9 protein-coding genes are annotated in these 11,407 nt (G+C 67.3%); 2 read left to right on the forward strand and 7 right to left on the reverse strand.

The window, feature by feature from the left end; genetic code table 11:
- Nucleotides 1–18 precede the first annotated feature (18 nt).
- Nucleotides 19–1,122 (forward strand): A/G-specific adenine glycosylase, encoded by a 1,104-nt coding sequence (locus BG28_RS05315; protein WP_084479474.1) that lies wholly within the window; start codon nt 19–21, stop codon nt 1,120–1,122.
- Here the strand turns inward: BG28_RS05315 and radA are convergent.
- Nucleotides 1,072–2,496, reverse strand: coding sequence for a DNA repair protein RadA (gene radA, locus BG28_RS05320; protein WP_036474611.1), 1,425 nt, complete (start codon nt 2,494–2,496; stop codon nt 1,072–1,074). The genes BG28_RS05315 and radA overlap by 51 nt on opposite strands.
- A gap of 99 nt (nt 2,497–2,595) precedes the next feature.
- Between radA and BG28_RS05325 the strand changes: the two genes are divergently transcribed.
- A complete protein-coding gene (locus BG28_RS05325; protein WP_036474612.1) occupies nt 2,596–3,054 on the forward strand; it encodes a DUF3817 domain-containing protein in 459 nt (152 codons plus the stop codon).
- 82 nt (nt 3,055–3,136) lie between these two features.
- Here the strand turns inward: BG28_RS05325 and BG28_RS05330 are convergent, their stop codons facing one another.
- The 6 genes from BG28_RS05330 to panC form a co-directional block, all read right to left on the reverse strand.
- A complete protein-coding gene (locus tag BG28_RS05330) occupies nt 3,137–5,653 on the reverse strand; it encodes an ATP-dependent Clp protease ATP-binding subunit (protein WP_036474613.1) in 2,517 nt (838 codons plus the stop codon).
- Nucleotides 5,654–5,866: 213 nt separating this feature from the next.
- Entirely contained in the window at nt 5,867–6,169 is a 303-nt protein-coding gene (locus BG28_RS05335) for an Lsr2 family protein (RefSeq protein WP_036474614.1), read from the reverse strand.
- A 251-nt stretch (nt 6,170–6,420) separates the two neighbouring features.
- Complete coding sequence (locus tag BG28_RS05340) at nt 6,421–6,609, reverse strand: hypothetical protein (RefSeq protein ID WP_036474615.1); 189 nt, start codon at nt 6,607–6,609, stop codon at nt 6,421–6,423.
- 79 nt (nt 6,610–6,688) lie between these two features.
- Nucleotides 6,689–8,218 (reverse strand): lysine--tRNA ligase, encoded by a 1,530-nt coding sequence (gene lysS / locus BG28_RS05345; RefSeq protein WP_036474616.1) that lies wholly within the window; start codon nt 8,216–8,218, stop codon nt 6,689–6,691.
- Between the two features lie 118 nt (nt 8,219–8,336).
- Nucleotides 8,337–10,337, reverse strand: a complete 2,001-nt coding sequence (locus BG28_RS05350; protein ID WP_084479463.1) for a M13 family metallopeptidase — start codon at nt 10,335–10,337, stop codon at nt 8,337–8,339.
- A gap of 9 nt (nt 10,338–10,346) precedes the next feature.
- Entirely contained in the window at nt 10,347–11,288 is a 942-nt protein-coding gene (gene panC / locus BG28_RS05355; protein WP_084479464.1) for a pantoate--beta-alanine ligase, read from the reverse strand.
- Nucleotides 11,289–11,407: the final 119 nt, after the last annotated feature.

Here is an 11,407-nt window from a genome sequence, read left to right on the forward strand (position 1 = left end):
GTCTCTAGACTCATGGCGATGAGACCCACCGCCGAGCCTGCCGCCAGGACAACCCTCGCCAGCCCGATGAACTCCGCTCGCGAGGGATCCCTCTGCCCGGAGATCGGCTTCACCCCGGAGCCCACGCTGGTCCACGAGCGAGTGATCGAGTGGTTCGAGGGCAACGCCCGCCCGCTGCCCTGGCGGGAGCCCGACTGCACCCCGTGGGGGGTCATGGTCAGCGAGATCATGCTGCAGCAGACCCCGGTGGTGCGGGTGCTTCCGCGCTGGGAGCTCTGGATGCAGCGCTGGCCGAAGCCGGCTGATCTCGCCGCGGCACCGACCTCAGAGGTCCTCACCGCATGGGACCGGCTGGGGTATCCACGTCGCGCGCTGCGCCTGCAGGCCGCCGCGCAGGCCATGGTGGAGCGCCATCAGGGCGAGGTGCCCCGCACCGCCGCCGAGCTGCGCGCACTGCCGGGCGTGGGTGAGTACACCGCCGCCGCGGTGGCCTGCTTCGCGTTTCTGGAGCCCGAGGTGGTGGTGGACACCAATATCCGCCGGGTCCACGCGCGTGCCTTCACCGGGCACGCGCTGCCAGGCAAGACCTACACTTCGGCGCAGCGTCGGCTCGCCCACGAACTGATGCCCGCCGCTGAGCCCGACGACGGCGCCACCGCCTGCGCCTGGAACGCCTCGGCCATGGAGCTGGGGGCGCTGATCTGCACGGCTCGCGCCCCACAGTGCCAGGCCTGCCCCGTGGCGGACCTCTGCGCATGGCGGGCCGCCGGGTCACCTCCGGCCACGCAGGAGCAGCAGACCCGAGGCCAGGGATGGGCGGGCACGGACCGTCAGGTGCGTGGGGCGATCATGGCGGTGCTGCGCACCGGAGAAACCGTGGGGCGCACCGAGCTGCTCGACGAGCTCCCGCTTCCCGACGCCTCCCAGGAGCAGCGGAGCCGCTGCCTGGACTCGCTGCTGCGCGACGGCCTGGCCGCCGATGATGCCGGGCAGATCAGCCTCCCCGGAGCGCAGGGTTCGGCCTCTCAGGGGCCCGGCGGGCCCGCCGCCGGGCAGACGGCAGGTACCGGGTCAGCCGGACTGGCCGCCGTCGAGCACCAGGCTCAGCGCCTCGGTGAGTGAACCGACCTCGCGGACCCGCATTCCCTGCGGGGTGGCCTCCTTCTCCGTGCCGGTGGACTTCCGCGGGACGATGGCATGGGTGAAGCCCAGCCGCTGGGCCTCTTCGAGGCGCTGGCGCAGACCCGGAACCGGGCGGACCTCACCGGCGAGGCCCACCTCGCCGAAGGCCACGAACCGGTTCGGCAGCGGCTTCTCCAGCGCAGCGGAGGCCACGGCCAGGGCGATGGAGAGATCTGCCGCCGGTTCGGTGATCTTGACCCCGCCCACGGTGGCCACATAGGCCTCGGACTTCATCAGCGCCGTGAGCTTGGCGCGGCGCTGCAGCACCGCAAGCAGCATCGAGACCCGGGGTGAGTCCAGACCGGAGACCGCCCGGCGGGGCTGGGACGCCTGTGATTCGGCCACCAGCGCCTGGACCTCGGCGGTGAGTGGCCTTCGACCCTCGAGGGTGATGGTGATGCAGGTCCCGGGGACACGTTCGGTCATCGCCGAGACGAAGAGCCCGCTGGGATCTGCGAGCGAGGTCAGACCGTCCTCGTTGAGATCGAAGCAGCCCACGTCATCGGTGGGCCCGTAGCGGTTCTTCACCGCGCGCAGCAGCCGCAGCCGGGAGTGCCGGTCCCCTTCGAACTGACAGACCACGTCCACCAGGTGTTCAAGCATCCTGGGTCCGGCGATGCTGCCGTCCTTGGTCACGTGCCCCACCAGGATGGTGGTCATGTTCTTGCGCTTGGCGGACTCGATCATCGAGGCGGTGACCTCGCGGATCTGGGTGACCCCTCCGGGGGCACCGTCGATCTCGGCCGAGGAGAACGTCTGCACCGAGTCCATGATCGTGAGCTGGGGCGAGAGCTTCTCCACCTGGCCCAACGCCTGGCCCAGGTCGGATTCGGCGGCGAGATAGAGCCCCTCGGAGATCGCGTCGATGCGCTCGGCGCGCTTCTTCACCTGCGCGGCGGACTCCTCGCCGGTCAGATACAGCACCGGGGAGTCTGGGTGGGCCCGGGCCACCGCCGAGGCCACCTGCAGCAGCAGCGTGGACTTCCCGACACCGGGCTCGCCGGCCATCAGGATCACCGCGCCGGGCACCAGCCCTCCACCGAGCACCCGGTCGAGCTCGCCGATGGAGGTGGGTCTGAACTCCGCCTCGGAGGCGTCGACCTCATGGATCACCCGGGCGGGCTGAGCGAGCTGACTGGCCGCCGTCGTCCTGGCGGTGACCTGGCCCTTCTCCTCCACAGAGCCCCAGGCCTGGCACTCCGGACAGCGGCCGACCCACTTGACCGTCTGCCAGCCACATTCAGTGCATTCGAAGGACGGGGACCCTTTGGACCGGGACTTCCCCGTGCTCCGTGACGCGGTGCGAGTTGCCATAGCCCCTACGTTACCGCCGGGGCCTGACATATTCCGGCGCACCCCAGCATGAACCCGTACGATGCTCGGAGCCCCCTGCCCCGATGACTCTGGAGATCCGTGTTCCGCTCCCCCAAGACCTTCTTTCGCGTGCTGGCCTTCGCCGAGGCGGTCTCCTGGACCCTGCTGATCGGCGGGATGATCCTGCGCGCGACCAACGACCTGGACATCGCCGTGAGCATCGGCGGCGGCATCCACGGCTTCGTGTTCCTGGCCTACGCGGCCACCGCGGTGATCGTGGCGAAGAATCAGCGCTGGAGTGCCGGTCCCACCTCGATCGCAGTGATCAGTGCGGTGATTCCGTATGCCACGATTCCGGTGGATCTCTGGCTCAAGCGCACCGGACGGCTCGACGGGCCCTGGCGCACCGTGGCCACCGAGCATCCACGAGATCAGAGCTGGCATGACCGCGCCCTGCGGGTGCTGCTGAACCGGCCCAAACTTCTCGGCGGAGGGCTGGCGGTCGGCGTCGTCCTGGTCTTCGTGGTGCTGCTGATCATCGGTCCACCCGGGGGCTAGAGGCAGATATGAGTGAAGCGCCGCCGGATGATTCCGACGGCGCTTCACTCATATCTGGGTCAGCGCTGGCCGACCCTGGGACTCAGCCCTCGATGGCGGCGGGTGTTTCGGCGGCCTCGATCTGATCCTGCGGATCGTGCCACTCGAAGGTGAGCTTGCGCTCCTTGCCCTCGCCCTCGACGCCGATCGAGATGCCGGCACCGTGGGGGATCTCGCCGTAGAGGATCCGCTCGGAGAGCTCGTCCTCGATCAGGGTCTGGATGGTGCGGCGCAGCGGCCGGGCACCCATCGCCGGATCGTAGCCGGTCTCGGCCAGGAACACTCGAGCCGGCTGGGTGACCTCGAGGGTCATGGCCTGCTCGGCGAGCCGGGAGCGGAGTCGGTTCACGAACAGATCCACGATCTGAACGATCTCCTCCTGCTTCAGCTGCGGGAACACGATCGTGTCATCGACTCGGTTGAGGAACTCCGGCCGGAAGTGCTGGCGCAGCTCCTGGCTGACCGTGGCCTTCATCCGCTCGTAGTTCGTCGTGGTGTCTTCACTGGAGGTGAAGCCGGTCATCACACCCTTGGAGATGTCCCGGGTGCCGAGGTTGGTGGTCATGATGATCACGGTGTTCTTGAAATCCACGACGCGCCCCTGGGAGTCGGTCAGGCGACCGTCCTCCAGGATCTGCAGCAGCGAGTTGAACAGATCCGAGTGGGCCTTCTCGACCTCGTCGAAGAGCACCACCGAGAACGGACGGCGACGCACCTTCTCGGTGAGCTGACCGCCCTCCTCGTAGCCCACATAGCCTGGAGGGGCTCCGAAGAGCCGGGAGACCGTGTGCTTCTCGGAGAACTCCGACATGTCCAAGGTGATGAGCGCGTCTTCGTCGCCGAAGAGGAACTCGGCCAGAGACTTGGCCAGCTCGGTCTTGCCGACGCCGGTGGGCCCGGCGAAGATGAACGAACCGGAGGGCCGGTTGGGGTCCTTGAGGCCGGCGCGAGTGCGGCGGATCGCCCGGGAGAGCGACTTCACGGCCTCGTCCTGACCGATGACCCGCTTGTGCAGCTCCTCCTCCATGCGGCGGAGGCGGTCCGACTCCTGCTCGGTGAGCTTGAAGACCGGGATGCCGGTGGAGAACGCGAGGACTTCCGCGATCAGATCGGCATCGACCTCGGCGATCTCGTCGATCTGTCCGGACTTCCAGGCGTCTTCCTTGGCCTGGCGCTCTTCGACGAGCTTCTGCTCCTTGTCGCGCAGGCTGGCGGCGCCCTCGAAGTCCTGGGCGTCGATGGCGGATTCCTTCTCCCGCCGGACGTCTTCGATCTTGGCGTCGAACTCCTTGAGCTCCGGCGGCGCGGTCATCTTCTGGATCCGCAGCCGGGCGCCGGCCTCATCGATCAGGTCGATGGCCTTATCCGGGAGGAATCGGTCGTTGATGTACCGGTTGGCCAGTGAGGCGGCGGCTTCCAGGGCCTCCTCGGTGATGGAGACCTTGTGGTGGGCCTCGTAGCGGTCACGCAGTCCGCGCAGGATCTGCACGGTGACCTCCACGGAGGGCTCCGCGACCTGGATCGGCTGGAAGCGGCGCTCCAGCGCAGCGTCCTTCTCGATGTGCTTGCGGTACTCATCCAGCGTGGTCGCACCGATGGTCTGCAGCTCACCGCGGGCCAGCAGCGGCTTCAGGATGTTCGCGGCGTCGATCGCACCCTCGGCCGCACCTGCGCCGACCAGGGTGTGGATCTCGTCGATGAAGAGGATGATGTCTCCGCGGGTGCGGATCTCCTTGAGCACCTTCTTCAGGCGCTCCTCGAAGTCACCGCGGTAGCGGGAACCGGCCACCAGGGACCCGAGGTCCAGGGTGTAGAGCTGCTTGTCCTTCAACAGCTCCGGCACATCGCCGTTGACGATCGCCTGGGCCAGACCCTCGACGACGGCGGTCTTGCCGACACCGGGCTCACCGATCAGCACCGGGTTGTTCTTGGTGCGTCGGGAGAGCACCTGCATCACGCGCTCACGCTCGTAGTCACGGCCGACCACCGGGTCCAGCTGCGCCTCTCGGGCTGCGGCTGTGAGGTTGCGACCGAACTGATCGAGCACGACGGATCCGGCCGGGGTGCCTTCATTCGCACCGCCCTGGCCGACTCCGGCGCCTGCCTTCTCCTGGCCGCCTCCGGAATAGCCGGAGAGCAGCTGGATGACCTGCTGGCGGACCTTGTTCAGGTCAGCGTTGAGCTCCACGAGCACCTGAGCTGCGACACCCTCGCCCTCGCGGATCAGGCCCAGCAGAATGTGCTCGGTGCCGATGTAGTTGTGGCCCAGCTGCAGCGCCTCGCGCAGCGAGAGCTCCAGGACCTTTTTCGCGCGCGGGGTGAAGGGGATGTGGCCGCTCGGCGCATTCTGCCCGGGCCCGATCTTCTCCTGCACTTTTTCGCGCACTCCGGTGAGGGAGATGTCCAGCGACTCAAGGGCCTTGGCCGCGACACCCTCACCTTCATGGATCAGGCCGAGCAGAATGTGCTCGGTTCCGATGTAGTTGTGGTTCAGCATGCGTGCCTCTTCTTGGGCAAGCACAACCACGCGCCTGGCGCGATCAGTAAATCTCTCGAACATAGCCACAGACACTCCTAGCGTTGGTGCTCTGCTCCCAAGGCTACGGGCATCGAGCGGTCTCGTCGCCGCTGTTCGCCGTAGGGAAAAGTTCTGCCCCTCGACAGCGGCGCCGAGTCTGACAGCAGAGAAGCCCGGACGCAGCGTGATGCTGCGTCCGGGCTTCTCGACGACCTCGGCCGATCGTCTCCGCGGCACCGCGAGCGGTGCGCAGGATCAGCGCTTCTTGGCGTTTCGGTAGGCCTCCACGATGTCGCGGTGCAAGCGACCTCGGCTGGAGACCTGATAACCGTTCTTCACGGCCCAGTCACGAATCTGACGGGCTTCATTCTGCGGGGAGGGCGGGGCAATGGCCCGGCCCTTGCGGATGTACTTCTTCAGCGTCTCGCGCAGCTCTTTCGCATGCTCTTCACTGAGGTCAATCTCATAGAAGCGGGAGTCCAGTCCGAACGTGACCGTCTCCTTTGCCTCACTGCCGTCAAGATCATCGACGAGAACTACTTCTACCTTCTGGGCCATCTCATATACCTCACTGCTCACTCACACGTCGAGACTCAATGGGCTTCATCTCTTGCGACGCTTTTCGCTGCGATAGATCAAGAACGATCTATGTGAAGCTAAGTATTTCAAGAAATACAATTGGCGGTCAAGCCGGATAGTTTTTGGCTTCCATGGACCCGGAAGATGATTCTCGTTGGGAACCAGTTTCTCAACCGAAGACAGTCATGACCTTGTGCTTCACGCCACGAATTCGGCGGTGAGCCAGGAGTTCACCTGCGTGGCGCAGCAGGCGGTTCGTCGCGCTTAAACCCTTGATCAGAGGCCTCTTCGCGGGCCTGAGTCTCGGCCGCACGCTCATTTCGATCGGCCCGGAATATGGCGCGGATGGCAAGCCAGAAGACCAGCCCGACGCCGATGGAAGGGGCGAGAACTTCGAAGTACGTCCAGAAGTTTTCCATTACATTCCTTGCTTGTACTCAGGTTGAAAAAATGTCGTTCGCGGTGCTAATCATGCTACGTCTTTCGACGGCAAAACGTTCAAGCCTGTGCTTCAGGTTTCAGCAGCGGGAAGAGAATCGTCTCGCGGATGCCGGTTCCCGTGAAGAGCATCACTAGACGATCGATGCCCAGACCGATTCCGCCCATGGGCGGCGCACCATATTCCAGGGCTCGCAGGAAGTCCTCGTCGTGCTGCATGGCCTCGTCGTCACCGGCGGCGGCCATTCGGGCCTGCTCCATCAGGCGCTCTCGCTGCAGGACCGGGTCCACCAGCTCGGAGAACGCGGTTCCGCGCTCCATGCCCCCGATGATCAGGTCCCAGGCTTCGATGACGCCGGGCTTCTCGCGGTGGGCGCGGGCCAGTGGCTGCGCCGCGGGCGGGTAGTCGCAGACGAAGGTCGGCTGGATCAGCGTGGGCTCGACGATCTCGCCGAAGAGCTCGATCACCAGCTTCTGCGCATCCCAGGCCGGGTCCACGGAGACCTCGTGTGCCGCGGCGACGGCGCGCAGCCTCTCGGCGGAGGTCGCAGGGGTGATCTCTTCTCCCACCGCCGCGGAGAGACCGGGGTAGACCGAGACCCAGGCCCACTCGCCGTCGAGGTCGATGACGCCCTGATCCGTCTGGATCTGACGACTGGATCCGGCGGCGTCTGCGGCATTGAGAATCATCTCGCGCATCCGCTCGGCCATCACATACATATCCGCCCAGGCCTCATAGGACTCCAGCGTGGTGAACTCCGGGGAATGCGTGGAGTCCACCCCCTCATTCCGGAAGACCCGGCCGATCTCGAAGACCCGGTCGATGCCGCCGACCACGGCGCGCTTGAGGTAGAGCTCAGTGGCGATACGCAGCGTCATGTCCTGGTCAAAGGCGTTCAGATACGTCTGGAACGGCCGCGCCTGGGCGCCGCCGTGGATCAGCTGCAGCATGGGGGTCTCGACCTCCACGTAGCCGCGATCATGCAGCGTGTCGCGGATGGAGCGGGTGATCGCGGCCCGACGGAACACCATCTGCCGCGCCTCGTCCCGGACGATGAGATCCGCATAGCGCTGACGCACCCGGGTCTCCTCGTTGAGCTCCGCGTGCAGCACCGGAAGCGGTCGCACCGCCTTGGAGGCGATCTCGAAGGAGCTCGCCATGATGGAGAGCTCGCCGCGGCGCGAGGCGATGACCTCGCCGCTGACCCGGACGTGGTCACCAAGGTCCACCAGCGCCTTCCAGTCCGCGAGCGCAGCCTCCCCCACCTCTGCCAGGGAGATCATCGCCTGCAGCCGGACCCCGCTGCCATCGGGTCCACCCTCCTGCAGCGTGGCGAAGCACAGCTTGCCGGTGTTGCGCACGAACATCACGCGTCCGGTCACCGCCACGGTCTCCCCGGTGGAAGCCCCGGGCTCCAGGTCCGGGAAGCGCTTGCGGACCTCGGCCAGCGAAGCCGAGCGCTCCACGGTCACCGGATACGGCTGGACCCCGGCGGCGAGCAGGCGCTCGCGCTTGTCCAGGCGCACGGCGCGCTGGTCGTTGGTGTCAAGGTCATTGGCGCCGGAGGCGGCGGAGTTCTGGGCAGTCACAGTCCGCCATTCTACGTGCCGTGCGCACCGACCGGATCGCCCCGCGTCGCCGGGCCACCAGGTCGCCGGGTCACCGGGTCACCGGGTCGCCGCGTCACCGGGCCACCAGGTCGCCGCGTCACCAGATTGTGACGCGCTCCTGCGGGGGCAGGTGCATCCCGTCCCCGGGCTGGGTCTGGAACGCGGCGTGGAAGGCGTCGAGGTTCTTGACCACCTGGGTGGCGCGGAACTCCGCCGGCGCGTGCGGATCGATGCTGATCAAGGTGACCGCTCGCTCGGGACGGGTGAGGTTTCGCCAGGCCTGTGCCCAGGCGAAGAAGAACCTCTGGTCGGCGCTGAGGCCCTCGACCTCGGTGGCTTGCGCACCCTGCGCCTGCAGCCACACCCGGTAGGCCTTATGCGCGATGCCCAGACCACCGAGGTCACCGATGTTCTCCCCCAGCGTGAGTTCGCCGTTGACGGTGTGCTCCGGCGCCTGCGAGGGGGTGAGCACACTGTACTGCTCGACGAGCTTCGTGGTGCGCTCCTCGAAGGCACTGCGATCAGCCTCGGTCCACCAGTTGCTCAGCGAGCCGTCGGCGCCGTAGCGCGACCCCTGGTCGTCGAAGCCATGACCAAGCTCATGTCCGATCACGGCGCCGATGGCGCCGAAGTTCTGCGCCATGTCCCGCTCGGCGGAGAAGAACGGCGGCTGCAGGATCGCGGCCGGGAAGCAGATGACGTTCTCCAGCGGCGAGTAATAGGCGTTGACCGTCTGAGGATTCATGTGCCACTCGTCAGGGTCCGGTCCCTCGTCAAGCTTGGCGATGTCACGCTCCCATTCGAACGCCGCGGCCCGGCGGACATTGGCCACCACGTCCTCGGGGTCCACCTCGACGCTGGAGTAGTCGATCCAGCGCTCGGGGAAGCCGACCATCGGCTTGAACGCGTCGAGCTTCTCCAGCGCGCGACCCTTGGTCTCCTCCCCCATCCAGCTCAGCGCGCTGATCGACTCGCGGTAGGCCTGGATCAGCGCATCGATCAGCTCATCCATCGCGGCGCGTGCCTGGGGCGGGTAGTGCCGGGCCACATAGATCTGAGCCACGTCCTCGCCCAGGTGGGCGTTGGTCAGCGCGACCCCGCGCTTCCAGCGCTCCTTGAGCTGCTGGGCCCCGGAGAGCCGCTTGGAGTAGAAGTCGAAGTTCTCGTTCACCAGCTCCTCGTGCAGCAGCGGGGCTGCCCAGCGCAGCAGCTGCACCCGCAGCCAGAGCTTCCAGGTCTGCAGCGGCTGGGTGGTCAGCGCCGCCTGCATCCCGGGGAGCACCTCGGGCTGAGCAAGCACGAGCTGTTCGGTGTGCTGCGGCTGCAGGCCCCAGCCGGCGAACGCCTCGCGCAGCAGCGGCATGAGCGTCTCGGCCTCCTCGTCGGTGACCAGGTTGTAGCGCTTCTGCGCATCACGCAGCGTCACCTTGTCCCAGTGCTCGGCGGCGATGACACCTTCGAGGGCGACGACGGCGGCGGCGGCCTCGTCGGCCTCGTCGACTCCGCTGAGCTCGAGCACCCGCGCCAGATGGTCCTGGTAAGCCGCGAGGATCTCGGAGAGCTTCTCCTCGCGGTAGTACGACTCGTCGGGCAGGCCGAGGCCGGACTGCATCACGTGCCAGAGCATCCGCGTGGGGTCCCCGGCGTCGCGCATGGATCCGGCGACGAAGATCCCGTCCACCCCCTGGCGCTGCCAGGCGGCGGAGAGCCGGACGAGATCCTCCACGGTGCTGACCGCCTCAAGCTTCTCCAGCATCGTCTGGATCGGGGTCAGTCCGCGCCGCTGGGCGGCGTCTGCGTCCATGAACGAGGTATAGAAGGCCCCGATCCGGGCGGCGATGCCCTCACCGGCGCCCTCGAGCTCCGCGGCCTCGAGGTTCCCGGCTGCGGCCTGCGCCAAGATCTGGCGCACATCTGCCTCGGCCCTGTCGCGCAGCTCATGGAAGGACCCGTAGGCGTCCATGTCGGCGGGGATCTCGGCGGTCTTCAGCCATTCGCCATTGACATGGCGCTGCAGGTCATCCTGCGGGCGCACGTCGTGGTCGATGTACGGGAAGGAGGCGTGTGCGTTCGGGCTGCTGCTCGCGGTGTCGGTCATGGCTCAAGCCTACTCCCGGGGCTGTGACCTGCCCGGAGTCAGCATGACGTTGTCGATCAGCCGCACCGGGCCGACCCGGGCGGCGATCAGCGCCAGCGCCGGCCCCCGCAGGATGCCAAGCCGATCCAACAGCGCGCCGCCGGGCTGAAGCTCCTGAAGCGAGCCGGGGTCGACGACGACCAGGTAGTCCAGCTCCACGCCCTCCGCCGAGCTGAGCTCCGCGACCTGATCTGCCAGCCCCAGCGCCCGTCCAGAGGCGGCGTCCTCGCGCAGCGCGAAGAGCGCGGCGGGCAGGGCGAGCGCGGCGGCGTATTCGGTAGCGTCCAGACGCTGATTCCGGCTGGAGCGGGCGAGTCCGAGCTCATCGCGCACCGTGGCTACGGTGCGGATGTCCACGGGAAGGTTCAGGTCCTCGGTCATCCGGGTGATGATGGCGACCTGTTCGGCGTCCTTCGCACCGAACCAGGCCTGCAGCCTGGCCGGCGCCGGGGGGCCCATGATGTTGAAGAGCTTGGCCACGACGGTGACCACCCCGTCGAAGTGTCCGGGCCGCGCGGCCCCCTCCCAGCGCCTTCCCAGCTCCCCGGCACTGACCCGCACCAGGGGGGCGCCGGACTCACCGGGGTACATCGCGGCGATGTCGGGGACGAAGACCAGGTCGGCCCCGTGGGCACCGAGCAGCGCGACGTCGAGCTCCGGCGTGCGCGGATAGTGCAGGTAGTCGGACTCGTCGTCGAACTGGAGCGGGTTCACGAAGATCGAGGCGATCACGATGTCCGAGGCCTCTCGGGCGGCGTCGATGAGGACGGCATGCCCGGAGTGCAGCGCGCCCATGGTCGGGATCAGCCCCACGGTGGGTGCGCCTGAATGTTCACGGACGTGGGCGGCGACGGCCTCGGCGAGCGCGGCGCGGAAGCTGGCAACGGTGGTCAGGACCTGCGGTGGAGTCACCGGGACAGTCTAGGTCCGCGCGCCGAGTGCGCATCTCCTGACGGACGCTGGCCCCGCTTGCGGGGCTCAGGCCGTTTGTCGCATCCCTATGCCATGTCCCATCGCTATTTCCATCCATA

The organism is Nesterenkonia sp. AN1 (assembly GCF_000582475.1).
Taxonomy (GTDB): Bacteria; Actinomycetota; Actinomycetes; order Actinomycetales; family Micrococcaceae; genus Nesterenkonia; species Nesterenkonia aurantiaca.